The organism is Scandinavium sp., from assembly GCF_032012665.1.
Lineage (GTDB): Bacteria > Pseudomonadota > Gammaproteobacteria > Enterobacterales > Enterobacteriaceae > Scandinavium.
In genome coordinates, this window is the sequence record NZ_DALZVG010000004.1 from 39519 (window position 1) to 62530 (window position 23012).

The 23012-nt window shown below is 54.5% G+C and carries 28 protein-coding genes and 1 other annotated feature; of the genes, 8 read left to right on the forward strand and 20 right to left on the reverse strand.

Annotated features, from left to right (window positions below):
- Positions 1 to 78: 78 nt before the first annotated feature.
- From RTU33_RS05005 to RTU33_RS05065, 13 genes are all read right to left on the reverse strand, one after another.
- Positions 79 to 543, reverse strand: coding sequence for an NlpC/P60 family protein (locus RTU33_RS05005; protein WP_312625747.1), 465 nt, complete (start codon positions 541 to 543; stop codon positions 79 to 81).
- 77 nt (positions 544 to 620) lie between these two features.
- Positions 621 to 1367 carry a vitamin B12 ABC transporter ATP-binding protein BtuD gene (btuD, locus tag RTU33_RS05010; RefSeq protein ID WP_312625748.1) on the reverse strand — a complete coding sequence of 249 codons (747 nt, stop codon included), beginning with the start codon at positions 1365 to 1367 and terminating at the stop codon, positions 621 to 623.
- Position 1368: 1 nt separating this feature from the next.
- A complete protein-coding gene (locus tag RTU33_RS05015; protein ID WP_312625749.1) occupies positions 1369 to 1920 on the reverse strand; it encodes a glutathione peroxidase in 552 nt (183 codons plus the stop codon).
- Between the two features lie 28 nt (positions 1921 to 1948).
- Positions 1949 to 2929: a vitamin B12 ABC transporter permease BtuC gene (gene btuC / locus RTU33_RS05020; RefSeq protein ID WP_312625750.1), complete on the reverse strand. Its 981-nt coding sequence runs from the start codon at positions 2927 to 2929 to the stop codon at positions 1949 to 1951.
- A 101-nt stretch (positions 2930 to 3030) separates the two neighbouring features.
- Positions 3031 to 3330, reverse strand: a complete 300-nt coding sequence (gene ihfA, locus RTU33_RS05025) for an integration host factor subunit alpha (protein ID WP_006820203.1) — start codon at positions 3328 to 3330, stop codon at positions 3031 to 3033.
- Between the two features lie 4 nt (positions 3331 to 3334).
- Complete coding sequence (gene pheT, locus RTU33_RS05030) at positions 3335 to 5722, reverse strand: phenylalanine--tRNA ligase subunit beta (protein ID WP_312625752.1); 2388 nt, start codon at positions 5720 to 5722, stop codon at positions 3335 to 3337.
- 15 nt (positions 5723 to 5737) lie between these two features.
- The gene (gene pheS / locus RTU33_RS05035; protein ID WP_312625754.1) at positions 5738 to 6721 is read right to left on the reverse strand and encodes a phenylalanine--tRNA ligase subunit alpha; all 984 of its coding nucleotides are present in this window, start codon (positions 6719 to 6721) and stop codon (positions 5738 to 5740) included.
- Between the two features lie 63 nt (positions 6722 to 6784).
- Positions 6785 to 6908 (reverse strand) — a sequence feature (Phe leader region).
- On the reverse strand, positions 6859 to 6903 hold the full coding sequence (gene pheM, locus RTU33_RS05040) for a pheST operon leader peptide PheM (RefSeq protein ID WP_001386830.1): 45 nt from the start codon (positions 6901 to 6903) through the stop codon (positions 6859 to 6861). It overlaps the preceding feature by 45 nt.
- A gap of 130 nt (positions 6909 to 7038) precedes the next feature.
- Positions 7039 to 7395 (reverse strand): 50S ribosomal protein L20, encoded by a 357-nt coding sequence (gene rplT / locus RTU33_RS05045; protein ID WP_000124852.1) that lies wholly within the window; start codon positions 7393 to 7395, stop codon positions 7039 to 7041.
- A gap of 51 nt (positions 7396 to 7446) precedes the next feature.
- Entirely contained in the window at positions 7447 to 7644 is a 198-nt protein-coding gene (rpmI, locus tag RTU33_RS05050; RefSeq protein ID WP_003030583.1) for a 50S ribosomal protein L35, read from the reverse strand.
- Positions 7645 to 7740: 96 nt separating this feature from the next.
- Complete coding sequence (gene infC, locus RTU33_RS05055; RefSeq protein ID WP_071777538.1) at positions 7741 to 8283, reverse strand: translation initiation factor IF-3; 543 nt, start codon at positions 8281 to 8283, stop codon at positions 7741 to 7743.
- 3 nt (positions 8284 to 8286) lie between these two features.
- Positions 8287 to 10215, reverse strand: coding sequence for a threonine--tRNA ligase (thrS, locus tag RTU33_RS05060; RefSeq protein ID WP_312625757.1), 1929 nt, complete (start codon positions 10213 to 10215; stop codon positions 8287 to 8289).
- A gap of 269 nt (positions 10216 to 10484) precedes the next feature.
- A complete protein-coding gene (locus RTU33_RS05065) occupies positions 10485 to 10682 on the reverse strand; it encodes a Cro/CI family transcriptional regulator (protein ID WP_312625758.1) in 198 nt (65 codons plus the stop codon).
- A 106-nt stretch (positions 10683 to 10788) separates the two neighbouring features.
- Between RTU33_RS05065 and RTU33_RS05070 the strand changes: the two genes are divergently transcribed.
- Positions 10789 to 11511 carry an XRE family transcriptional regulator gene (locus RTU33_RS05070; RefSeq protein WP_312625976.1) on the forward strand — a complete coding sequence of 241 codons (723 nt, stop codon included), beginning with the start codon at positions 10789 to 10791 and terminating at the stop codon, positions 11509 to 11511.
- A 111-nt stretch (positions 11512 to 11622) separates the two neighbouring features.
- Here RTU33_RS05070 and RTU33_RS05075 read toward each other — a convergent pair whose 3' ends face one another.
- Positions 11623 to 12399 carry a 5-oxoprolinase subunit PxpA gene (locus RTU33_RS05075; RefSeq protein ID WP_312625759.1) on the reverse strand — a complete coding sequence of 259 codons (777 nt, stop codon included), beginning with the start codon at positions 12397 to 12399 and terminating at the stop codon, positions 11623 to 11625.
- Positions 12400 to 12483: 84 nt separating this feature from the next.
- Here RTU33_RS05075 and RTU33_RS05080 point away from each other — a divergent pair, with 84 nt between their 5' ends.
- A complete protein-coding gene (locus RTU33_RS05080) occupies positions 12484 to 13014 on the forward strand; it encodes a DedA family protein (RefSeq protein ID WP_312625760.1) in 531 nt (176 codons plus the stop codon).
- A 40-nt stretch (positions 13015 to 13054) separates the two neighbouring features.
- Here the strand turns inward: RTU33_RS05080 and RTU33_RS05085 are convergent, their stop codons facing one another.
- Complete coding sequence (locus RTU33_RS05085; protein ID WP_312625761.1) at positions 13055 to 13813, reverse strand: YdiY family protein; 759 nt, start codon at positions 13811 to 13813, stop codon at positions 13055 to 13057.
- A gap of 314 nt (positions 13814 to 14127) precedes the next feature.
- Here RTU33_RS05085 and pfkB point away from each other — a divergent pair, with 314 nt between their 5' ends.
- From pfkB to RTU33_RS05100, 3 genes are all read left to right on the forward strand, one after another.
- Positions 14128 to 15060, forward strand: a complete 933-nt coding sequence (pfkB, locus tag RTU33_RS05090; protein WP_312625763.1) for a 6-phosphofructokinase II — start codon at positions 14128 to 14130, stop codon at positions 15058 to 15060.
- Positions 15061 to 15150: 90 nt separating this feature from the next.
- Positions 15151 to 15453 (forward strand): type V toxin-antitoxin system endoribonuclease antitoxin GhoS, encoded by a 303-nt coding sequence (gene ghoS, locus RTU33_RS05095; RefSeq protein ID WP_312625765.1) that lies wholly within the window; start codon positions 15151 to 15153, stop codon positions 15451 to 15453.
- Between the two features lie 86 nt (positions 15454 to 15539).
- Positions 15540 to 16397 carry a fructosamine kinase family protein gene (locus RTU33_RS05100; RefSeq protein WP_312625766.1) on the forward strand — a complete coding sequence of 286 codons (858 nt, stop codon included), beginning with the start codon at positions 15540 to 15542 and terminating at the stop codon, positions 16395 to 16397.
- A gap of 45 nt (positions 16398 to 16442) precedes the next feature.
- Here the strand turns inward: RTU33_RS05100 and tonB are convergent, their stop codons facing one another.
- Positions 16443 to 17162, reverse strand: a complete 720-nt coding sequence (tonB, locus tag RTU33_RS05105; protein ID WP_312625977.1) for a TonB system transport protein TonB — start codon at positions 17160 to 17162, stop codon at positions 16443 to 16445.
- Between the two features lie 221 nt (positions 17163 to 17383).
- On the opposite strand from tonB, the gene RTU33_RS05110 reads away from it, so the two are divergent.
- Positions 17384 to 17680 (forward strand): YciI family protein, encoded by a 297-nt coding sequence (locus RTU33_RS05110; RefSeq protein ID WP_312625767.1) that lies wholly within the window; start codon positions 17384 to 17386, stop codon positions 17678 to 17680.
- 45 nt (positions 17681 to 17725) lie between these two features.
- Here the strand turns inward: RTU33_RS05110 and RTU33_RS05115 are convergent, their stop codons facing one another.
- Positions 17726 to 17899 carry a YciY family protein gene (locus RTU33_RS05115; protein WP_312625768.1) on the reverse strand — a complete coding sequence of 58 codons (174 nt, stop codon included), beginning with the start codon at positions 17897 to 17899 and terminating at the stop codon, positions 17726 to 17728.
- Positions 17900 to 18036: 137 nt separating this feature from the next.
- On the opposite strand from RTU33_RS05115, the gene cls reads away from it, so the two are divergent.
- Together cls and RTU33_RS05125 are read left to right on the forward strand one after the other, a co-directional pair.
- Positions 18037 to 19497: a cardiolipin synthase gene (cls, locus tag RTU33_RS05120; protein ID WP_312625769.1), complete on the forward strand. Its 1461-nt coding sequence runs from the start codon at positions 18037 to 18039 to the stop codon at positions 19495 to 19497.
- A 34-nt stretch (positions 19498 to 19531) separates the two neighbouring features.
- Positions 19532 to 19861, forward strand: coding sequence for an HI1450 family dsDNA-mimic protein (locus RTU33_RS05125; protein WP_097163992.1), 330 nt, complete (start codon positions 19532 to 19534; stop codon positions 19859 to 19861).
- A 205-nt stretch (positions 19862 to 20066) separates the two neighbouring features.
- Here RTU33_RS05125 and oppF read toward each other — a convergent pair whose 3' ends face one another.
- From oppF to oppC, 3 genes are read right to left on the reverse strand one after another with little or no spacing between them, the layout of a single operon-like run.
- On the reverse strand, positions 20067 to 21071 hold the full coding sequence (oppF, locus tag RTU33_RS05130) for a murein tripeptide/oligopeptide ABC transporter ATP-binding protein OppF (RefSeq protein WP_312625770.1): 1005 nt from the start codon (positions 21069 to 21071) through the stop codon (positions 20067 to 20069).
- Positions 21068 to 22078: an ABC transporter ATP-binding protein gene (locus RTU33_RS05135; RefSeq protein ID WP_312625772.1), complete on the reverse strand. Its 1011-nt coding sequence runs from the start codon at positions 22076 to 22078 to the stop codon at positions 21068 to 21070. The genes oppF and RTU33_RS05135 overlap by 4 nt, the downstream gene beginning before the upstream one ends.
- Positions 22079 to 22089: 11 nt before the next feature.
- Positions 22090 to 22998, reverse strand: coding sequence for an oligopeptide ABC transporter permease OppC (gene oppC / locus RTU33_RS05140; protein ID WP_312625773.1), 909 nt, complete (start codon positions 22996 to 22998; stop codon positions 22090 to 22092).
- Between the last annotated feature and the right edge of the window lie 14 nt (positions 22999 to 23012).

Consider the following 23012-nt stretch of genomic DNA (forward strand, 5'->3'; position numbering starts at 1 on the left):
AACGGTAATTATTTCGAAAAAGGCATACTTTTTAATTTACCCAGAAAAAAAGGGCCATAGCCCTTTTTGATTTTCCGGTTAAATTCGTCTGGCTTGCCAGAAGTGCTTTCGCCAGTAGACATTATCCAGCGATGAGCGGGTGACGCCCTGGCTGGTGGACGCGTGGATGAATTGATTGTCGGTGTCATAGATGCCGACATGCAGCCCGCTGCCGCCGGAGCCGGTATTGAAGAACACCAAATCGCCCGGTAATAAGTCGTCTTTATCTATTTCGGTGCCGATTTGCGACTGCCGCTCGGTATCACGCGGAAGCTGTAAATCGAATTTATCGCGGAATGTCATCATCACGAAGGCGGAACAGTCAACGCCACCGCGGCCGGAACCACCATAGCGATAAGGCGTGCCGCGCCAGTTTGCAAGCTGGTCGTTAAGGTTAGCGATAACGGTAATGGAATCAGAAAGCCTTGGATTTGGTGGCGGCGCACGATGGCTACTGCACCCTGCTAAAATTAATGCGGCCACGAAAATAAATAAGAGACGCATAACCTGGCGTTCCTCTGCTATTTTTTTATAGAAATAATTTAGCCCGCGAATTTGCAAAGTTGCAAGCAACCTTCCTGTTACAGCGCAGAAACCAGCATCTGAACGCCATCCGCATGCAGCATTTTAAACGGCATATCATACGCAGCCGCCAGATTTTCGATCGTCAAAACGTGCGCCGTATCACCGCTGGCGATCAATGCCCCACGCCGCATCAGCCACGTATTGCTCGCAAAGCGCAAAGTGTGGTTAAGGTCATGGCTACTCATGACAATCGTGACGCCAGCCGCTCTCAGCTCTGCCAGCAGCCTGTCCAGAGCCGCCTGCTGCGCCACATCCAGGCTATTCATTGGCTCATCCAGCAACAAAAGCTGCCCCTGCGGGTTCCCCTTTGGATGGATTTGCAGCACTACCGCCGCCAGGCGAACACGCTGCCACTCGCCGCCAGAGAGATGATTTACCGGCCGTTCGAGTTTGTCTTCCAGCCCCAGCTGCTCAGCAATCTCCTGTTGCAAAGCGTGCCGCGTTTTATCAGGCTGATGCAGCGTCAGGTAGTGCCATACAGGCATGGCAAAAGGTGGTGTCTGATGCTGTGTGAGATACGCACGATGTCGGGCCAGCTCCGCCGCGGGCCAGTCTGACAGACATTGCCCATTCAGGGCAATCTGCCCTTTCCCACTCGTCAGACCCGCCATTCTCGCCAGCAGCGTGCTCTTCCCGGCTCCGTTCGGCCCGACAAGGTGAACTAACTCTCCTTGTCGGACTTCCGCGTTAAGCAGGCGCAGCCGACCAGCCTCCTCCACTTCCTGCAGCTGCATCAGCGGCATGTTATTTCGCCAGCGCCAGCTTGATAGCTTCCATCACAATCGGATCTTCCGGCGTCATGTCCGGGGAGAAGCGCTGAATCACTTCGCCGTCACGACCAATCAGAAACTTTTCGAAGTTCCACAGGATATCGCCCTGCACTTTAGGCGCACGCCCTTTGCTTGCCATGCGCTCGTAGAAGCCGCTGCTTTCCGGGGCAACGGCAACAGGCGCAGCAGCCGTGAGCTTCTGGTACAGCGGATGACGGTGCTCGCCGTTAACATCAATTTTGCTGAACATCGGGAACGTCACACCGTAGGTCGTGCTGCAGAAGGTTTTGATCTCCTCCTCGCTGCCCGGCTCCTGACCCAGGAACTGGTTACACGGGAAGCCGAGCACGTCGAAGCCCTGTTTGCCCCACGCTTCCTGGATATTTTCCAGTTGCTCATACTGCGGCGTGAGTCCGCACTGGGAGGCGACGTTAACCACCAGCAGCACGTTACCTTTGTATTTTTCCAGACTGATGTTTTCACCGTCGATAGTGGTGACCGTTGTGTTGAGAATAGTGTCTTGCATAGCGTCCTCTTTGGTTATCGGCCGGCGCTCAGCGGCCAGCCCTTAATAATAGCCAGATAAAAACAGGTGCGCCGAGGGTTGCGGTAACGACGCCAATCGGCAGCTCTGCCGAGGCCAGCGCCAGGCGCGCCACAATATCGGCGAACAACAGCGCCGAACCGCCTGCCAGCACGCAGGCAGGCAGCAGGACGCGGTGATCGCTCAGGCCGCATAAGCGCAGAATATGCGGAACCACAAGCCCGATAAAGCCGATGGCCCCGGACAGCGCCACGCTAACGCCCACCAGCCACCCCGTGGCCAGCACCAACAGACGACGCCAGAGCCAGAGCGGTAGGCCAAGCTGGCGGGCTGACGTTTCGCCCAGCGACAGCAAATTTAGCGGTCGTGACTGCAGGCAAATCCAGGTCAGCACCGGCAGCAGCGCCACCATCAGCCAGCCCTGATGCCAGTCAACGCCACCAAAGCCGCCCATCATCCAGTACACCAATTGGCGCAGGTCAAAGGAGGTTGAGAAATAGACCGCCCAGGTCATTGCGGCACTGCAAATAATGCCAAGCGCGACACCCGCCAGCAGCAGGCGGCTGGTAGACAAATGTCGACGAGCAAAACGTAGCAGGATAACCGTGATAATCAGCGCCCCGGCAATCGCACACAGCCCCAGCGCCCAGCCCGGCAACAGACCTTTACCCAGCAAGACGGCCGCGATCAGCCCGATGCCAGCCCCATTGGAGACGCCAAGCAGCCCAGGTTCTGCCAGCGGATTGTCAAACAACGCCTGCATGATTGCCCCGGAGACCGCCAGAGATGCGCCGACAAGCACCACAGCAACCGTACGCGGCAGGCGAATCTGCCAGACAAACAGCTCACCACGCGCCGTAAACCATTCGCCCGGCGCTATCCACTGTTCGCCCGCGCACAGGCTGACGAAAATCGCCGTCAGCAACAGCAACAGAAATCCTCCCAGCCATCGCTGGTTTCGTTGGTGCTGGCGTTGGGCAAGTGGTTGCATGGTGTCCTGAAATCGTGAGGTGAAGTGGCTGATTTTATTGTCTCTTCAAATAACAGGAAAGAAAAAAGGCCGCAAAAGCGGCCTTTTTGGTTAATCAGAAATTATTCTGCTTTGGGCGAAGCGTTTTCGACACGGCTTTTCAACTTCTGTCCGGGTCTGAAGGTCACCACGCGCCGGGCTGTAATGGGAATATCTTCGCCCGTCTTCGGGTTGCGCCCGGGGCGTTGATTTTTATCGCGCAAATCGAAATTACCAAAACCGGAGAGTTTTACCTGCTCACCGTTTTCAAGAGCGCGACGGATCTCTTCGAAAAACAGCTCTACCAGTTCCTTGGCATCCCGTTTGCTAAGCCCAAGCTTATCAAACAGATATTCTGACATTTCAGCTTTTGTAAGCGCCATAGGTTCAATCCCTCAATGATGCCTGGAATCGCTCTTTTAATGCCTCTACGCATTTGGCAACGGTAGCGGCAATATCCTCTTCTTCGAGTGTACGGCTGGTATCCTGAAGGATCAGGCTGATGGCGAGGCTCTTGTGCCCCTCCGCCACACCCTTACCGCGGTACACGTCAAACAAGTTTACGCCAACTACATGATTTACGCCAACTTTCTTACACTCTGCGAGAATATCGGCTGCCGGGACGTTTTCTACCACCACCACCGCGATATCACGACGGTTTGCCGGGAAGCGAGAAATCTCCTTCGCCTGAGGCACCACGCGGTCTGCGAGCTTGTTCCACTCCAGCTCGAACACCATCGTGCGACCGTTCAGATCCAGCTTACGTTCCAGCTCCGGATGAACAACCCCAATGAAACCAATGCGTTCGCCTTTCAGATAAATCGCCGCAGACTGGCCCGGATGCAGTGCCGGATTCGCTTCGACCCTGAACTGGATATCACCCAATTTACCGGTCAGATCCAGTACGGATTCGAGATCGCCTTTTAAATCATAGAAATCAACTGTCTCTTTCGCCAGGTTCCAGTGCTCTTCGTAGCGGTTACCGCAAATAACGCCGCTCAGCATAACGTCCTGACGAATGCCCAGCGGAGCTTGCGTATCAGGCACAAAGCGCAGTCCGCTTTCGAAAATGCGCACGCGGCTCTGCTGACGGTTCTGGTTGTAGACCACGGTGCCAAGAAGACCTGTCCACAGCGACAAACGCATGGCGGACATTTCGCTTGAGATTGGGCTTGGCAAAATCAGCGCCTCTTCACCAGGGTGAATCAGCTGCTGAACTTTCGGGTCGACGAAGCTGTAGGTGATCACTTCCTGGTAGCCTTTGTCATTAAGCATGGTTTTCACACGCTTGAGTGACAGGTTCGCTTCCTTGTGAGATCCCATGATCAGACCCGCCTGCACTGGCGCATCCGGGATATTGTTGTAGCCGTAGATGCGCGCGACTTCTTCAACCAGATCTTCTTCGATTTCCATATCGAAACGCCAGCTTGGCGCAACGGCCTGCCATTCGTCCTGACCTTCGATCACTTCACAGCCCAGACGGCGCAGAATGTCGCTCACCTGTTCGTCGGCAATGTGGTGACCAATCAGACGATCCAGCTTACTGCGGCGCAGAGTGATGGTGGCACGCTTCGGCAGAGTGGCTTCGTTGGTAACGTCGATAACCGGACCCGCTTCGCCGCCGCAGATATCAATCAGCAGACGCGTGGCACGTTCCATCGCTTTGTATTGCAGTGCCGGATCCACGCCGCGCTCATAGCGGTGAGAAGCATCCGTGTGCAGTCCGTGACGACGTGCGCGACCGGTGATGGACAGCGGATTGAAAAAGGCGCATTCCAGCAAGACATTCTGCGTTTCGCCATTCACGCCGGAATGCTCACCACCAAAGATGCCGCCCATAGCCAGCGCTTTGTTATGGTCTGCAATCACCAGGGTATCGGCATTCAGTTTGGCTTCGCTACCGTCCAGCAGAACCAGGGTTTCCCCCTCTTCCGCCATGCGCACAACAATGCCGCCCTCGATACGATCGAGGTCAAACGCATGCATCGGCTGACCCAGCTCCAGCAGAACGTAGTTGGTCACGTCCACGACGGCGTCGATGGAACGAATGCCACAGCGGCGCAGCTTCTCTTTCATCCACAGCGGCGTGGCGGCTTTCACATCGATGCCTTTGACCACTCGGCCAAGGTAGCGCGGACAAGCTTCGGTGGCTTCAACCTTGATTGGGAAAGTATCGCTGATGGTGGCAGCAACAGGCGCCATTTCCGGCACGTTCAGCGGCTGCTTGTTCAGTACCGCAACGTCACGAGCCACGCCGATGATGCCCAGACAATCAGCGCGGTTTGGGGTCACGCTGATTTCGATGGTGTTGTCGTCAAGCTTCAGGTATTCGCGGATGTCGGTTCCCAGCGGGGCATCAGCAGGCAGCTCAATAATACCGCTGTGATCGTCGGAAATACCCAGCTCAGAGAAGGAGCACAGCATCCCTTCAGAAGGTTCACCGCGCAGCTTCGCCGCTTTGATTTTGAAATCGCCCGGCAGCACCGCACCGATAGTCGCCACGGCTACTTTCAGGCCCTGACGGCAGTTTGGCGCGCCGCAAACGATGTCCAGCAGGCGATCGCCACCGACGTTAATTTTGGTGACGCGCAGTTTGTCCGCATTCGGGTGCTGGCCGCACTCGACCACTTCCCCGACAACAACGCCGTTGAACACGCCAGCGACCGGCTCAACGCCGTCAACTTCCAGGCCTGCCATGGTGATTTGGCCCGACAGTGCTTCGCTGTCAATCGCCGGGTTAACCCATTCGCGTAACCACAGTTCACTGAATTTCATTGTTCTGTCCTGCCCTTATTTAAACTGTTTGAGGAAACGCAGATCGTTTTCGAAGAACGCACGCAGATCGGTCACGCCATAGCGCAGCATCGTCAGACGTTCCATGCCCATACCGAAGGCAAAACCGGAGTAGACTTCCGGATCGATGCCAACGTTGCGCAGCACGTTCGGATGCACCATGCCGCAGCCCAGCACTTCCAGCCATTTGCCGTTTTTACCCATCACGTCCACTTCCGCAGAAGGTTCGGTGAACGGGAAGTAGGAAGGGCGAAAGCGAATCTGCAAATCTTCCTCAAAGAAGTTACGCAGGAAATCGTGCAGCGTGCCTTTCAGGTTGGTGAAGCTGATGTTGGTATCAACGATCAGACCTTCCATCTGATGGAACATTGGGGTATGCGTCTGATCGTAATCGTTACGATAGACGCGGCCCGGCGCGATAATACGGATAGGCGGCTGCTGGTTTTTCATGGTACGGATTTGCACGCCGGAAGTCTGGGTACGCAGCAGACGGGTAGCATCAAACCAGAAAGTGTCGTGGTCAGCACGTGCCGGGTGGTGGCCAGGAATATTCAGCGCATCGAAGTTATGGTAGTCATCTTCGATTTCCGGGCCAGTCGCCACGGTAAAGCCGAGCTCACCGAAGAAACTTTCAATACGATCGATGGTGCGGGTGACCGGGTGCAGACCGCCGGTTTCAATGCGACGACCCGGCAGTGAAACATCGATGGTTTCAGCGGCAAGGCGGGCGTTCAGTGCTGCGCCTTCCAGGGCAGCTTTACGCTCGTTTAACGCCTGCTGGACCTGCTCCTTCGCTTCATTGATAACGGCACCCGCGGCCGGGCGCTCTTCCGCCGGCAGTTCACGCAGGGTTGTCATCTGAAGGGTCAGGTGCCCTTTCTTGCCCAGATATTCGACGCGCACATTATCCAGTGCGGCGACATCGTGCGAGTCGTTAATGGCTGCCTTTGCACTGGCAACCAGCTCTGCGAGATGTGACATGGTTTTCCTCAATAATGTCTATGCAAACACCCGTTTGCGGACGTAATAACTTGAAATCTATATACGAAAAAAGCCTCCCTGGGGAGGCTTTCTGGCGCTGTTTTCCGTTTCGTCTTTCACGCGCTAGCCTCCTGAAGTCAGGTGCTAAAGTAAAAAAAGAAGCGGAAAATAGCAGCATTCATGCTTGCGTTACCTTGTCTGAAAAGGTCTGTGAAGTGCTTATTGAAAAGTCTTCACCCTGAAAAGTCAACGTATTGCTGGTGTTACAGGTCAATCTAAAACGAAAAGAGGGAGGCAAGCCTCCCTCTTCAACTGGCTTATGCCAGTGCTGATTTCGCTTTTTCGACCAGAGCGGTGAACGCTACTTTGTCGAATACGGCGATGTCAGCCAGGATCTTACGGTCGATTTCAACAGAGGCTTTTTTCAGGCCGTTGATGAATTTGCTGTAAGAAATACCGTTCTGACGTGCTGCTGCGTTGATACGCGCAATCCACAGTTGACGGAACTGACGCTTACGCTGACGACGGTCACGGTAAGCGTACTGACCTGCTTTGATAACAGCCTGGAAGGCAACGCGGTAAACGCGTGAACGCGCACCGTAGTAGCCTTTAGCTTGTTTCAAAATTTTCTTGTGACGTGCACGTGCAATTACACCACGTTTTACGCGAGCCATATGTGCTCTCCTGTATCTATATTCTTAATGAAAAAATTAAACGTTAACGGCTTATGCGTACGGCAGGCACGCGATTACCAGACCCAGATCGCCTTTAGAAACAAGGCCTTTTGGACGCAGGTGACGTTTACGCTTAGTCGATTTTTTGGTCAGAATATGACGCAGGTTTGCGTGCTTACGCTTAAATCCACCACCACCGGTTTTTTTGAAGCGCTTAGCAGCACCGCGTACGGTCTTAATTTTTGGCATTTTAATAACTTCCACTTCGCATTGTTAATAAACGAAACGTAGGCGAACAAAATCTGTGAGGCCCGAAAGCCCCACAGCGATTGTTACTTGAAGGCCTTACTGTTTCTTCTTAGGAGCGAGCACCATGATCATCTGGCGGCCTTCGATCTTCGTTGGGAAGGATTCGACTACTGCCAGTTCACTCAGATCGTCACGGACGCGCGTCAGCACTTCCATACCAATCTGTTGGTGGGCCATCTCACGACCGCGGAAACGCAGCGTGATTTTGGCCTTATCGCCATCTTCAAGAAAGCGAATCAGGCTGCGGAGTTTTACCTGATAATCGCCATCATCGGTACCAGGACGGAACTTAATTTCCTTAACCTGGATAACTTTTTGTTTCTTCTTCTGTTCCTTCGTAGACTTACTCTTCTCATAAAGGAACTTGCCGTAGTCCATGATACGACAAACTGGCGGCTCGGCGTTAGGGCTGATTTCAACTAAATCGACGCCAGCTTCTTCAGCTTTCTCGATAGCTTCTCTCAGACTCACAATACCCAGCTGTTCGCCTTCGAGACCCGTTAAGCGAACTTCCTGGGCGCGAATCTCGCCATTGATACGATTCGGACGTGCCGTTTGAACTCGTTTTCCGCCTTTAATACCTTATTCCTCCAGTTGTTGAAGACTGCGGCTACGAATTTCCAGTAGCAGCTTCTCAATCACTTCCTCTACGCCCATGCTCCCAAGGTCTTTGCCACGACGGGTGCGCACGGCAACTTTGCCTGCTTCAACCTCTTTGTCGCCACAAACCAGCATATAAGGGACACGACGTAAAGTGTGCTCGCGGATTTTAAAGCCAATCTTCTCATTTCTCAAGTCTGCTTTTACTCGAATGCCCGCATTTTGTAGTTTACGCGTCAATTCGTTAACGTATTCAGACTGTGAATCAGTGATATTCATTACCACCACCTGCACCGGTGCAAGCCATGTTGGGAAGAATCCGGCGAACTCTTCGGTCAGAATACCGATGAAGCGTTCGATAGAACCCAGAATGGCGCGGTGAATCATCACCGGCACCTGACGCTCGTTGCTTTCGCCTACGTAAGAGGCGTTCAGACGCTGCGGCAGGGAGAAGTCCAGCTGTACCGTTCCGCACTGCCATGCACGATCGAGGCAGTCATACAGGGTAAATTCAATTTTCGGGCCGTAGAAGGCACCTTCACCCAGTTGATACTCAAACGGGATATTGTTCTCTTCCAGAGCCACGGCCAGATCGGCTTCCGCACGATCCCACATCTCATCGCTGCCAATACGTTTTTCAGGACGTGTAGACAGCTTGACGACGATTTTCTCGAAGCCAAAGGTGCTGTACATATCGTAGACCATACGAATACAGGCGTTAACTTCATCACGCACCTGCTCTTCGGTACAGAAGATATGCGCATCATCCTGAGTGAAGCCACGGACGCGCATCAGGCCATGCAGCGCGCCTGACGGCTCGTTACGGTGGCAGCTACCGAACTCCGCCATACGCAGCGGTAGATCGCGGTAAGATTTCAGACCCTGGTTGAAGATCTGTACGTGACCCGGACAGTTCATCGGCTTGATGCAGTACTCACGGTTCTCGGATGAAGTAGTGAACATCGCATCTTTGTAGTTGTCCCAGTGGCCGGTTCTTTCCCACAGCACACGGTCCATCATGAACGGGCCTTTTACTTCCTGATACTGGTACTCTTTCAGCTTAGAGCGCACAAAAGTTTCCAGTTCACGGAAGATAGTCCAGCCGTCGTTATGCCAGAACACCATGCCCGGCGCTTCTTCCTGCATATGATACAGGTCGAGCTGTTTGCCGATTTTACGGTGGTCACGCTTAGACGCTTCTTCCAGGCGCTGCAGGTAAGCATTCAGCGCTTTTTTATCGGCCCATGCGGTGCCGTAGATGCGCTGCAGCATCTTATTGTTGCTGTCGCCACGCCAGTAGGCGCCTGCAGTTTTCATCAACTTAAAGTGATGACAGAAACGCATGTTCGGCACGTGCGGACCGCGGCACATGTCGACGTATTCTTCGTGATGATACAAGCCAGGCTTGTCATCATGAGCGATATTTTCATCAAGGATGGAAACTTTATAGCTCTCGCCGCGCTTCACAAAGGTGTCGCGGGCTTCGTGCCAGCTCACTTTCTTCTTGATGACATCGTAGTTTTTCTCCGCCAGCTCGTGCATCCGCTTTTCGAGGGCGTCGATATCTTCCTGGGTCAGGGTGTGGTCAAGATCAACGTCATAGTAGAAGCCGTTATCAATGACCGGACCAATAGCCATTTTGGTGTTCGGCCACAGCTGCTTGATAGCGTGCCCCAACAGGTGCGCACAGGAGTGGCGAATGATCTCCAGGCCCTCTTCGTCCTTCGCGGTGATGAGCGAAAGCTTAGCGTCCTGTTCAATGAGGTCGGATGCGTCAACCAGCTCACCGTCTACGCGACCAGCAATAGTAGCTTTCGCCAGACCCGGACCGATATCCAGGGCAACATCCATTGGAGTCACAGCATGATCGAAATGGCGTTGGCTGCCATCAGGAAGAGTAATTACAGGCATTTTATATCCTTATTTGCAGTGGTGCCCCACACGAAAGAGCACATACAAAATTGATTAGTTTATTCATATCAACAAGTTAGAAGGTTTTATTTGCTTCACTCTGCAAACCGCGAGCGCATGGATGGACAAAACCAGTAACGCCTGCCTTCGCCTGCTAATAACGAACGTACATGGTACACGTCATTGTGTGGTTATTAAAGGATGGCGTAAATTGATGTCGCCATAACGTTGCATTCATCTTTCAGAGCAGAAAAGCGTTCCCGGGCCACCTACCTGACAATTGGCTTTCGGCGGTGAGGAAAATCGCGATATTCAACGGCCTTAACCTCTCCGCCTGGCAGCTTGAGGATATAAATCTGTCGCCCTATGCGAACCGCTTTGCTGATCGCCGTCTGATGAACGCCAATGGCTGCTGCTGCTTTTGCCTGACCGACTTCGCTGACGTATTGAGCAAGGGAAATTTTCATGTTCTGTGCCTCCGTGGCATGGCCCGAAGCAACAATACTATGTGTATTGAAATAAACAATACCGGCGGTATTTTTATTTTAATAACCTGGGTATTACTATTTGAATATGGAAAAGAAAAAAGTGCTTACCCCTGCCCAGGCAGATGCCGCCAGGCGCCTTAAAACGCTTTATGAGGCAAAGAAAAAGCTGCTCGGAATCACCCAGCAGTCGATTGCTGATGAACTGGATATTACCCAGGGCGCCGTAGGTCATTATCTGAATGGACGTAATCCGTTGAATCCGGCTGTAGCCTCGGTTTTTGCGCGACTGCTGAAAGTGGATGTAGAAGCGTTCAGTCCAGTCCTGGCAAAAGAGCTGGCTGGCATGGGCGTGGTGAGCGTCAACGATCCCACTGCGCCATATCGAGTTAACTCTGCCCCCGGTAAAAAATATCCTGTTCTTCGTACTCTTCCGGTGACAGCCTGGCATGAGATTTCAGAAATCTATGATGCGCGGGACGTTGAGCTCTGGCTGGACGCCGATATTGAGATTCTCGGTGAAGCCTTCTGGCTAAAAATGGAGGGAAATTCGATGACGGCCCCGACGGGGCTGAGCGTTCCGGAGGGTTATTTTGTACTGTTTGATACCGGTCGCGAGCCGGTTAATAACAGCCTGGTACTTGCCACGCTTCCTGGAGCCAGCGAAGTCACATTTAAAAAGCTGATCGTCGACGGCGGTCAAATGTACCTGGCCGGACTCAATCCTCAATGGCCCCTGGTGCCGATTGATGACGATTGTCGGCTGATTGGTGTGGCTCTGGAAACCCGGCTCAGACTACTCCAGACATAACGCTGCTGGTGCACGCAGAAACCCTCAAACGATCTTCAGGTTGGCAGACATACCCAATTTTGAGTGGAGCATCACCCGCTGGCGCTTGCCTGATGGTCGGTTCACGGCATGCTATACAGCCTGGATAAAAGCCCGGACTGAGATACCTTCAGCCTCCAGCCGCTGACGGATACAGCGCGTCATTTCAACCGAATCCGGGCTGTCGCCATGTACACATACAGACTGTGCTTCGATTGTAACGAACTCACCTTCCACAGAGGTCACACCGCCTTCTAAAATCATCTGAACCACTCGCTGCGCGACCACCTCAGGGTCATGAATCACTGCCCCCGTCTCACGCCGCGAGACCAGAGAGCCGTCCTGATGGTAGGCACGATCCGCAAATGCCTCCGCCACTGTACAAATGCCCGCTTCCCTCGCCCACGCAATCAGCGCCGAGCCAGCCAACGCGACTAATGGTAAAGACGCATCAACGGACTGAATCGCGGCCAATACCGCCATCGCCTGGCGTTTATCATGCGCAATCGTGTTATACAGAGCGCCATGGGGTTTCACGTAACTCACCCGTGTGCCTGCCGCCGTTGCCAGCCCCTGTAACGCGCCAATCTGGTAAATGACATCCGCCGTCAGTTCGTCACTGGCCACATCCATGTTGCGGCGCCCAAACCCAACCAGATCCGGATACGACACATGTGCCCCAACGGCGACACCCAACCGTTGCGCCGCGCGTAGCGTCGTGAAAATACCCGCGGGTGAACCCGCATGAAATCCGCAGGCCACGTTGGCGCTGCTGATGAGCGGAAGAATCGCGGCGTCATCGCCCATCGTCCACTGCCCGAAGCTTTCGCCTGAATCACTATTTAAATCAATGCATGGCGCAACCGACATGATGCAAATCTCCTGGCCGTTAGCCTTTCGTTAATCTCTTTCGGTGTATCACTGTTTTACCCGTTTTACCATGAAGGAGACAAAATGGACTTTACGGCACTGATTCAGACCGTGACGGATTTTATCAGCTCTCACCCAAAGCTTGCGCTGGGCGTGATAGCGCTACTCGCGTTTGGCGAATCCCTGGCGTTTATTTCTCTGCTTCTGCCCGCCACGGTGATTTTGCTGGCAACCGGGGCGTTGATTGGTGAAAGCGAACTGCGGTTCATGCCGGTCTGGCTGGCTGCTGCCGCGGGTGCATTCGCTGGCGACTGGCTATCCTGGTGGTTGGGGTATCACTACAGCTATCGAATCACAATGCTCTGGCCGCTATCGCGGAAGCCACAGCTGCTACAGCGTGGACACCTTTTCTTCGAGCGCTGGGGATCATGGGGAGTATTTATCGGACGATTTTTTGGCCCATTAAGAGCCGTTGTGCCGCTCGTCGCCGGGATTTGCAGAATGCCTTCCGGAAAATTCCAGTTAGCGAATGCCGCATCAGCGGCAGTGTGGGCCTTTGGTATTCTGGCGCCTGGCGCATTGGGGATACCGAAGCTGGCCGCGCTGTTTTCGTGAGCCTGAAAACAACCAGGCCGGATTACTCCGGCCTGCATCATTACATCTTGTAGCCCAGCGTTACCGTTGTGCGGCGATCGGTGTGCTCCGGTGCCGATGACGGCGGTTCGGAGTTCCAGGTCACATTGTAAGCCACTTTCAGGCCGAAGCTGTCGTTGATAGCAACGTCCAGCGCGGTTTCTGAGTTGATTGTGGTGTCATCTGCGCCGAACACAGACAGACCCTGGGTGAATTTGGTGGTGTCCGTCATCTGCCAGGCGTAGGTGCCAGAAGCGTAACCCAGCGGCTGAGTTTTGGTATCACCGTTGGTGTACTCGTCGTAACGCACACCTGGACCGAATTCAAAACGCAGGCTGTGCACCGGTCCATTGAGGATCTGGCGACCGTAACCGGCGGTGAACACATCGCGCTGGCGGTAGCCGTTAAAGCGGTCGGTGAGCCAGCTTGCCTGACCAAACAGATAATCATAGTCAGTCATGTTGTAACGAGAGCGCCCGCCGACCTGATAGGTTTCAGAAGAGCGCTCGTCGTTTGAAGAGGTATTACTGGCGTTGCCCCACAGCGACCAGGCAGTGGTGTCGCCATACCAGGTCAGCGTGGAATCGGCGGTCAGGGAAGAACTTTTTGTATTGCCAGACTGCGCCAGATAACCCCCGTTAATTTTACCTTCAAACGGTTTCTTCGCAGTGGATGGGTCATCCATGACAGTAAAAACGGTATTATCAGCCATCGCGTGCAGCGACGCAAAAAGGCCCCCCGCCAGCACAACTACTGCGGGTACTGTCTTGAAAAGCTTCATTTATTAAGAGTCCGTACAACAAAAAAAGAGACCATTACGGTCCCGGAAACTTTCGCGAGGAGCAACGATTGCGGTCCAAAGAAAGGTAACAAATTATAAAAAGGCGTGAATAACATAGCAATGAATTCTTATTTCATTTTTTGAATAAGAAGGATCTCAAAAGGCGTTTTATTTCATATAGCTGAGGCGTCATTTGCGATTGTAAATATGCGAAAAATCAGATCGTTGAACTTTATTCTACACACCCGAAGTGCCAGGCTTAGCCTTGGCCATCCTGGAAACGGCCCAACAGGCTCATGAATGGAGGTAATCGAATGGTTAATATCTGTACGCTTACTCTGGCGCCATCCCTTGATAGCGCCACGGTCACCCCGCAAATCTATCCTGAAGGCAAGCTGCGCTGCAGCGCACCCGTCTTTGAACCCGGCGGAGGGGGCATCAACGTCGCCCGCGCAATTACCTTTCTGGGCGGGAAAGCCACCGCCCTCTTTCCGGCAGGAGGCGCAACCGGCGAGCATCTGATTTCCCTGCTTGCGGAGGAAAACATCCCCGTGCAAACCGTTCAGGCCAGTGACTGGACGCGGCAGAATCTTCACGTTCATGTAGAAAGTAGCGGCGAGCAGTACCGCTTTGTAATGCCCGGTGCCGCGCTTTCCGCTCCGGAATTCCACCTGCTTGAACAGCAAGTTTTACGCCTTACTGCGGGAACGCTTCTGGTCATCAGCGGCAGCCTGCCACCGGGTGTCAGCGTCACAACATTGGTCGGCCTGATTCGCGCCGCACAGCAGCAGGGGATTCGCTGCGTAATAGACAGCTCCGGTGAAGCGCTCAGCGCCGCGCTCGATGTCGGAAACATCGAACTGGTTAAACCTAATCAGAAAGAGCTGAGCGCCCTGGTGCAACGGGAACTGACGCTGCCAGACGACGTACGAAAAGCCGCTGAAGAGATTGTTCAGAGTGGAAAAGCAAAACGCGTCGTGGTTTCACTTGGCCCGCAAGGGGCGTTGGGTGTTGATGCCACCGGTTGCGTGCAGGTGGTTCCCCCACCGGTCAAAAGCCAGAGCACCGTTGGCGCAGGCGACAGCATGGTGGGCGCGATGGTGATAAAGCTGGCGGAACAAGCTTCACTTGGAGAAATGGTCCGCTTTGGGGTCGCTGCAGGTAGTGCCGCCACGCTTAACCAGGGTACCCGCTTATGCTCCCTGGAAAATACCCGCACTATTTACGACTATTTGTGCCGGGCTTAGCCGTTTTCCCGCCACCCACGTGGCAGGAGTCGAAAAATAGCAGTAATCGGCTATGCTATCAAAACTCCATGCTTAACAAAGAGGTTCCCGATGAGCGGTGATATCACGCGTTACGTGGTAGCGGTAAAGTTTCATGAACAAGCGCTGACCGAAATCAACGAGCTCAATAATCACCTGACCCGCGCCGGATTTACCCTGACGCTGGCAGACGATGAGGGCAAAGTGCATGACCTTGGCACCAACACGTTTGGTCTGGTCAGCCCGCAAAGTGAAGATGACGTTCAGGCCCTGACCCTCGCCCTTGCAGAGGCGGCTATCAAGCAAAAGCCCGACGTCAGCGTGACGACGTTTGAGCAATGGCTTCAGTCCAGTACTACCGATACGGCGAGTTAAAACGCGCAGTTGTGCGTCAGTTCGAGTTTTCCACCGCATTTTTGCACTAACCTTATGATCTGGCAGAAAACATGGGGAGAGAGAGCATGTGGCAAGCGATCTGTAGCCTGTTGGAAGAGCACGGAGACGGCGAAATTGAGCTGCGTAACGAACTGCCCGGCGGTGAGATCCACGCCGCATGGCATTTGCGTATCAGCGGCCAGGATTATTTCGTCAAATGCGATGAGCGGGAAATGCTGCCCATCTTCACCGCGGAGGCCGATCAGCTTGAGCTGCTTTCCCGAAGTGAGACCGTTGCCGTACCCGAGGTGTACGCCGTCGGCAGCGACCGTGATTACAGCTTTGTGGTGATGGAGTTTCTGCCGCCCCGCCCGCTTGATGCACACAACGCCTTTTTACTCGGCCAGCAGCTTGCACATCTTCATCAGTGGAGCGACCAGCCGCAGTTTGGCCTCGACTTTGATAACGATCTCTCCACTACGCCGCAGCCCAACGCCTGGCAGCGTCGCTGGTCAACGTTCTTCGCCGAGCAGCGCATCGGCTGGCAGCTGGAGCTGGCGGCAGAAAAAGGGCTGGCGTTCGGTAATATAGACGGCATTGTCGAACACATTCACCAGCGCCTGAGCTCACATCAGCCACAGCCCTCTTTGCTTCACGGCGACCTGTGGTCAGGTAACTGCGCGCTGGGGCCCTCTGGGCCCTATATCTTTGACCCTGCCTGCTACTGGGGTGACCGGGAGTGCGACCTGGCGATGCTCCCGCTGCATCCGGAACAGCCGCCGCAAATCTACGATGGCTATCAGTCCGTTTCCCCGCTGCCAGCGGGTTTCCTTGAGCGCCAGCCGATTTACCAGCTCTATACGCTCCTGAACCGCGCGATTCTGTTTGGAGGTCAGCATCTGGTCACCGCGCAGAAAGCGCTGGATCGCGTGCTCGCCGCATAAAAAAAGCCCCGTTAATTCGGGGCTTCTTCCTTATCCGTCATCAAGTTAGTTGATGGACACGCCCTTCAGGCGGAACTCAATGTTCATGATGATGCCGTTGCCCGGTTTACCCGGCTCGTAGCGCCATTTGCGCAATGCCGTTTTCACTTCGCGCTCAAACATGTTTGAGGGATGCGCAGAGAGTATTTCGACATTGTCCACGCGACCGTCCGGCGTGACGTCAAATTTCACCCGCACCTTACCTTCGATGCGTAACGCCTGCGCACGTGCCGGATATTGCGGCTCACCGCGGCTCAGCGCGCGCGGACCGGTTGGTGCCGTCACCGCCGGTTTGCTGGGGGCAGGTGCAGTATTGGTGGCCGGGCGGCTCTGCGACGTTAAATTCTCAAACGGCAACGCCGGGCGCGGTTCAACAGGTTTCGGTTCGCGCTTAGGCTCTTCCACCTTTTTCACCGGCTTTGGTTTTGGCTTCGGTTTGGGTTTCGGTTCGGGCTTATGGATAACCACCGGGGCTTCTTTCGGGGGGTCAGGAACCACTTCCGGCTCCGGTTCGGGCTCAACGACCGGCTGCGGCGGTGGCTGTACGGCCTGAGGTGGCTCCAGATCCGCAGGTGAGACCATTGTTACCGTGATCGGCTGTGCGGGTGCCGGCAGTTCAATAACCTGATGTACCGAGGTATAAAGCAGACCTGCCACTACGGCACCGTGAATAGCCACAGAGAGCAATGTGGGCCACGGAAAACGGCGAGGTAAATCGAGGGTCATTGAAGTCATAATCGTTGCAGTTGAAAAATGATGGTCCGATTTTAAATGCAAATAGCAATCATATTCAATAAGCCATCTTATCTTCGGTCAACTTTCTGTGGCTGTTGGGCAAAATAAGTACAGCTGTGCGACAGGTTACGCAGTGGGTAAATCTTTGCATTGCAGTCGCCGACGCTTTGAAATACCGTGTTTCGACAATTGATGAATAAGGAGCTGTGCCCGTGCTTTACGTGATTTATGCTGAAGATGTCGCCGACTCTCTTGAAAAACGGTTATCGGTTCGCCCTGCCCACCTCGCTCGCCTTCAGTTGCTGCAGGATGAAGGTCGTCTGCTGACGGCCGGTCCAATGCCTGCCGTGGACAGTAACGATCCAGGCGCGGCCGGGTTTAGCGGTTCAACGGTCATTGCGGAATTTGCTTCGCTGGAAAAGGCGCAGGCCTGGGCAGAAGCAGACCCGTACGTCGCGGCGGGTGTATATGGTGAAGTTAAAGTACGCCCCTACAAAAAAGTCTTCTGAAGACTGAAAAAACATGAGGCACCGCGAACGGTGCCTTTTTTGCTTTCAGAATTCGTAGATGGCAAAAAGCAGTGAATTTCGCTGCCGGGCCACCAGACATTTTCTGATCGCGTGGATGCGCATGTTGCGTCGCGACTGGGCTTCCAGCCACCGCGCTTTTCGACGGCTCGCTTGTCGCTGCATCCGCCAACGCCCCACTTCGTTTCTGCTACGCTTCATTTCCACATCTCTGAGATGAAAGAGCGCACATTATAAACCCTTGCGTCCGGGTGACCAGCGGTTTTGCCCCTGTTTTTGTTTGCCAGATGAGGCCTTCCGCGTACACTCTTAACAACAGGCTTTCAAAAGGATTTTTTATGACAACCTTCTACACCGTGGTGAGTTGGCTGGTCATTCTGGGGTACTGGTTGTTAATCGCGGGGGTGACGTTACGCATCCTGATGAAACGACGCGCGGTACCTTCAGCGATGGCATGGTTACTGATCATTTATATTCTGCCTTTGGTCGGGATCATCGCTTATCTCTCCGTGGGGGAACTGCATTTAGGGAAACGCCGTGCCGAACGCGCTCGAGCTATGTGGCCGTCAACGGCAAAATGGCTCAACGATCTTAAAGCCTGCAATCATATTTTTGCTGAATCAAACAGCCCCGTCGCCAGTTCTCTGTTCAGACTTTGTGAACGTCGTCAGGGTATCGCCGGGGTAAAAGGCAATCAGCTGCAGTTGCTGACCGAATCTGACGACGTCATGCAGGCGCTGATCCGCGACATTCAGCTCGCCCGGCACAATATTGAGATGGTCTTCTACATCTGGCAGCCCGGTGGCATGGCCGACCAGGTAGCCGAATCATTGATGGCCGCCGCGCGCCGCGGGGTGCACTGCCGCCTGATGCTCGACTCCGCCGGTAGCGTCGCCTTTTTCCGCAGTCCCTGGGCTACGATGATGCGCAATGCAGGGATCGAAGTCGTCGAAGCCCTTAAAGTGAATCTGATGCGTGTCTTCCTTCGCCGTATGGATCTCCGTCAGCATCGCAAAATGATCATGATCGACAACTATATTGCCTATACCGGCAGCATGAATATGGTCGATCCGCGCTTCTTCAAGCAGGATGCGGGCGTGGGACAATGGGTGGATTTGATGGCCCGAATGGAAGGCCCGATTGCCACTTCAATGGGCATTGTCTATTCCTGCGACTGGGAAATCGAAACGGGCAAGCGCATTTTACCCCCGGCTCCGGACGTCAACATTATGCCGTTCGAGGAAGCCAGCGGGCACACGATTCACACCATTGCGTCTGGCCCGGGCTTCCCGGAAGATCTGATTCATCAGGCGTTGCTGACCGCCGCCTACTCCGCGCGTGAATATCTTATTATGACCACGCCCTACTTCGTGCCGAGTGACGATCTGCTGCACGCTATCTGCACCGCCGCACAGCGTGGCGTGGACGTCAGCATTATCATGCCGCGCAAGAACGACTCGGTTCTGGTGGGCTGGGCCAGCCGGGCTTTCTTCACCGAACTGCTGGCTGCGGGCGTCAAAATTTACCAGTTTGAAGGCGGCCTGCTGCACACTAAAAGCGTACTGGTTGACGGTGAGCTGAGCCTGGTGGGCACCGTTAATCTCGATATGCGCAGCCTGTGGCTGAACTTTGAGATAACGCTTGCCATTGACGACGTTGGCTTCGGCGGTGACCTGGCTGCCGTTCAGGACGACTACATTTCACGCTCTCGGCTGCTGGATCCAGAGCGCTGGTTAAAACGTCCACTGTGGCAGCGTGGCGCTGAGCGACTGTTTTACTTCTTCAGCCCGTTGCTGTAAAACGTGCCCATTAGCTGAGAATCAGGGTGTCATCATGGATATGGATTTAAATAATCGTCTGACCGAAGACGAAACGCTTGAACAGGCCTACGATATTTTTCTCGAACTGGCAGGCGATAACCTCGACCCGGCAGATATCATACTGTTTAACCTGCAGTTTGAAGAGCGCGGCGGTGCAGAGCTTTTCGATCCGGCGGAGGACTGGCAGGAGCACGTCGATTTCGATTTAAACCCGGACTTCTTCGCCGAAGTGGTGATTGGCCTTGCGGACACCGACGGCGGAGAGATTAACGATATCTTCGCCCGCGTCCTGCTGTGTCGCGAAAAGGACCACAAAATCTGCCACATTCTGTGGAAAGAGTAAGCCACACGCTGAAATCACAAAAAGGCTGCCATTGGCAGCCTTTTTCATTTCCCGTCCGGTAACGTAATTCCACAGGTGCAGCAATAGTTCGCATAGCGGGTACGCCGATCAAACAGAAGCGGTATAAATGCGGGCGCACGGACCGCAGGGCATCAGCCCAAATAACCTGCCAATAAAAAGGGCTGACAGTTGTCAGCCCGGGAAATTATAGCGGGTCCACCTTCAGGCAGGATACGGCGTGTCGGAAACTGCCCTCCAGCACCGGCCGGGTTTTCGCGCATTCCGGCCCGGCAATCGGGCAGCGGGTGCGGAATACACAACCTGATGGCGGGTTGATTGGCGACGGCAGTTCACCTTCGAGCAGCTGTATCGTTTTGTTTTTTTCCAGATCCGGGTCTGGAATAGGCACTGCGGACATCAGCGCTTTCGTGTAGGGATGCAGCGGGTTGTGATAGACCTGATCGTAGGTTCCCAGCTCCACCGCGTGGCCGAGATACATCACCAGCACGCGATCGGAGATGTGCTTCACTACTGCCAGATCGTGTGCAATGAAGATCAGCGACAGCCCCATTTCGCGCTGCAGCTGCTGAAGCAGATTCACCACCTGTGCCTGAATCGACACGTCCAGCGCCGACACCGGCTCATCACAGATAATCAGCTTCGGCTCAAGGATCAGCGCACGGGCAATCCCGATACGCTGGCACTGGCCGCCTGAGAATTCGTGCGGATAGCGGTTAATCAGGTTTGGCAACAGCCCCACTTTCATCATCATCGCCTTCACGCGGTCGCGGACTTCCTGACGTGGCATTTTAGGATGATAGGTGCGCAGTGGTTCAGCAATGATATCGCCAATGTTCATACGCGGGTTCAGAGAAGCCAGCGGATCCTGGAAAATCATCTGAATGTCGCTGCGCACGGCGCGCCATTCGTCCGGCTTCATGCCCAGCAGATCTTTGCCCAGCCATGCCACTTTACCGTCGGTTGCTTTGACCAGACCAATAATTGCACGCGCGAACGTGGATTTGCCGCAGCCGGACTCACCCACCACGCCCAGTGTCTCACCTTCATACAGGCGCAGCGTCACGCCATCAACGGCTTTCAGGGTTTTTGACGGCTGCCAGAACCACTGTTTGCCGTCTTTGATGTCGAAATGCACTTTCAGATCGGCAATTTCGAGCAGAACTTTTCTTTCTTCGGTCACGGCGTTCATACCAGATCCCCCACCGGTTTAAAGCAGGCGCGTAAACGGCCAGGCGCAAACTCCTCCAGAGGCGGAGCGGAATGACAAATGTCCATCGCGTGCGGACAGCGCGGCTTGAACGGACAGCCTTTCGGCAGGCGCATCAGGTTCGGCGGGTTGCCCGGAATGGTCAGCAGCGCTTCACCTTCCGCATCCAGACGCGGCACCGCGTTGAGCAAGCCCATCGAATAGGGGTGCGCAGGATGATAGAACACATCACGCGCGTTGCCGTATTCCATGGTGCGCCCGGCATACATCACCAGCACTTTGTCACAAATACCGGCAACGACGCCAAGGTCGTGGGTGATCATGATAATGGCCGTGTTGAACTCACGCTTAAGCTCATTCAGCAGAGTCATGATCTGCGCCTGAACGGTCACATCCAGCGCGGTGGTCGGCTCATCGGCAATCAGCAGCTTTGGCCGGCACAGCAGCGCCATGGCGATCATCACGCGCTGGCGCATACCGCCGGAAAACTCGTGCGGGAACATGCGCATGCGCTTGCGCGCTTCCGGCATTTTCACCGCATCCAACATTTTGACCGACTCTTCAAACGCTTCCGCTTTGCCCATGCCTTTATGCAGCATCAGCACTTCCATCAGCTGTTCGCCGACGCGCATGTACGGGTTCAGCGAGGTCATCGGATCCTGGAAAATCATTGAGATCTGCTCAGCGCGCAGTTTGTTCAGCTCTTTTTCCGGCAGGTTCAGGATCTGGCGACCGTTAAAGTTCGCGACGCCGCCAATGCGGCCATTCTGCGCCAGCAGGCCCATCAGGGCGAATGCCGTCTGGGATTTTCCGGAACCGGACTCGCCGACGATCCCAAGCGTCTCCCCCGCCTTCAGGCTGAAGTTGAGGTCATTTACCGCCGTCACATCGCCGTCTGGCGTGGCAAAAGTCACCCGTAAATCTTTCACATCCAGCAGCAGACCTGATTTTTGCTGCTGCGGGGCGTTAACCATTTCAATCGTGCTCATGGCATCACTCCTTAGCGGTCTTTCGGATCGAGGGCATCACGCAGGCCATCGCCGATAAAGTTGAAACAGAACAGGGTTACCACCAAGAAACCTGCCGGGAACAGCAGCAGCCATGGCGAAACTTCCATGGAGTTGGCGCCATCACTCAGCAATGCGCCCCAGCTGCTGAGCGGCTCCTGGGTACCCAGACCGAGGAAGCTCAGGAATGATTCAAACAGGATCATGCTTGGCACCAGCAGTGAGGCATAAACCACCACCACGCCCAGCACGTTGGGCACGATATGACGCACGACGATGCTGGCGGTCGATACGCCACCCACCTGCGCGGCTTCAATAAACTCTTTGCGCTTGAGGCTTAACGTCTGACCACGCACGATACGCGCCATATCCAGCCAGGAGACCATCCCAATAGCCACGAAGATCAGCAGGATGTTTTGCCCGAAGAAGGTCACCAGCAGGATAACGAAGAACATGAACGGGAAGGAGTTCAGGATTTCCAGCAGACGCATCATCACCGAGTCCACTTTGCCGCCCAGATAGCCGGAAAGTGAGCCGTAAAGCGTGCCCAGCACAACGGCAACCAGCGCGGCAGCAATGCCGACCATCAGTGAGATTCGTCCACCAATTGCCACGCGCACCAGCAGATCACGACCAGAAGAATCCGTGCCAAAGTAATGACCGGAAGTCATATCCGGCGCGCTGGACATCATGCCCCAGTCAGTATCGAAATAGCTGAACTGCGACAGCATCGGCGCCAGGGTTACGAACAGCGCAATCACCACCAGCACACAGAGGCTGGCGACTGCCGCGCGGTTATGCATAAAACGACGGCGGGCATCCTGCCAAAGGCTGCGGCCCTCAACTTCCAGTTTTTCACTGAAGTGTTCCAGCGCCTCGCTGTTTTTCTTACTCAACATCATGGCGAACTCCAGCG

What these genes read in the sequence shown, in the direction of transcription:
- RTU33_RS05070 (WP_312625976.1), top strand. Translation starts at nt 10,789, where the DNA reads ATGGAAAAGAAAAAAGTGCTTACCCCTGCCCAGGCAGATGCCGCCAGG.
- btuC (WP_312625750.1), bottom strand. Translation starts at nt 2,929, where the DNA reads ATGCAACCACTTGCCCAACGCCAGCACCAACGAAACCAGCGATGGCTG.
- RTU33_RS05015 (WP_312625749.1), bottom strand. Translation starts at nt 1,920, where the DNA reads ATGCAAGACACTATTCTCAACACAACGGTCACCACTATCGACGGTGAA.
- RTU33_RS05080 (WP_312625760.1), top strand. Translation starts at nt 12,484, where the DNA reads ATGGACTTTACGGCACTGATTCAGACCGTGACGGATTTTATCAGCTCT.
- btuD (WP_312625748.1), bottom strand. Translation starts at nt 1,367, where the DNA reads ATGCCGCTGATGCAGCTGCAGGAAGTGGAGGAGGCTGGTCGGCTGCGC.
- thrS (WP_312625757.1), bottom strand. Translation starts at nt 10,215, where the DNA reads ATGCCTGTAATTACTCTTCCTGATGGCAGCCAACGCCATTTCGATCAT.
- RTU33_RS05115 (WP_312625768.1), bottom strand. Translation starts at nt 17,899, where the DNA reads ATGAAGCGTAGCAGAAACGAAGTGGGGCGTTGGCGGATGCAGCGACAA.
- cls (WP_312625769.1), top strand. Translation starts at nt 18,037, where the DNA reads ATGACAACCTTCTACACCGTGGTGAGTTGGCTGGTCATTCTGGGGTAC.
- pheT (WP_312625752.1), bottom strand. Translation starts at nt 5,722, where the DNA reads ATGAAATTCAGTGAACTGTGGTTACGCGAATGGGTTAACCCGGCGATT.
- rplT (WP_000124852.1), bottom strand. Translation starts at nt 7,395, where the DNA reads ATGGCTCGCGTAAAACGTGGTGTAATTGCACGTGCACGTCACAAGAAA.
- oppF (WP_312625770.1), bottom strand. Translation starts at nt 21,071, where the DNA reads ATGAACGCCGTGACCGAAGAAAGAAAAGTTCTGCTCGAAATTGCCGAT.
- RTU33_RS05075 (WP_312625759.1), bottom strand. Translation starts at nt 12,399, where the DNA reads ATGTCGGTTGCGCCATGCATTGATTTAAATAGTGATTCAGGCGAAAGC.
- tonB (WP_312625977.1), bottom strand. Translation starts at nt 17,162, where the DNA reads ATGACCCTCGATTTACCTCGCCGTTTTCCGTGGCCCACATTGCTCTCT.
- RTU33_RS05100 (WP_312625766.1), top strand. Translation starts at nt 15,540, where the DNA reads ATGTGGCAAGCGATCTGTAGCCTGTTGGAAGAGCACGGAGACGGCGAA.
- RTU33_RS05005 (WP_312625747.1), bottom strand. Translation starts at nt 543, where the DNA reads ATGCGTCTCTTATTTATTTTCGTGGCCGCATTAATTTTAGCAGGGTGC.
- RTU33_RS05065 (WP_312625758.1), bottom strand. Translation starts at nt 10,682, where the DNA reads ATGAAAATTTCCCTTGCTCAATACGTCAGCGAAGTCGGTCAGGCAAAA.
- ihfA (WP_006820203.1), bottom strand. Translation starts at nt 3,330, where the DNA reads ATGGCGCTTACAAAAGCTGAAATGTCAGAATATCTGTTTGATAAGCTT.
- RTU33_RS05135 (WP_312625772.1), bottom strand. Translation starts at nt 22,078, where the DNA reads ATGAGCACGATTGAAATGGTTAACGCCCCGCAGCAGCAAAAATCAGGT.
- pheS (WP_312625754.1), bottom strand. Translation starts at nt 6,721, where the DNA reads ATGTCACATCTCGCAGAGCTGGTTGCCAGTGCAAAGGCAGCCATTAAC.
- RTU33_RS05085 (WP_312625761.1), bottom strand. Translation starts at nt 13,813, where the DNA reads ATGAAGCTTTTCAAGACAGTACCCGCAGTAGTTGTGCTGGCGGGGGGC.
- ghoS (WP_312625765.1), top strand. Translation starts at nt 15,151, where the DNA reads ATGAGCGGTGATATCACGCGTTACGTGGTAGCGGTAAAGTTTCATGAA.
- oppC (WP_312625773.1), bottom strand. Translation starts at nt 22,998, where the DNA reads ATGATGTTGAGTAAGAAAAACAGCGAGGCGCTGGAACACTTCAGTGAA.
- pfkB (WP_312625763.1), top strand. Translation starts at nt 14,128, where the DNA reads ATGGTTAATATCTGTACGCTTACTCTGGCGCCATCCCTTGATAGCGCC.
- RTU33_RS05125 (WP_097163992.1), top strand. Translation starts at nt 19,532, where the DNA reads ATGGATATGGATTTAAATAATCGTCTGACCGAAGACGAAACGCTTGAA.
- rpmI (WP_003030583.1), bottom strand. Translation starts at nt 7,644, where the DNA reads ATGCCAAAAATTAAGACCGTACGCGGTGCTGCTAAGCGCTTCAAAAAA.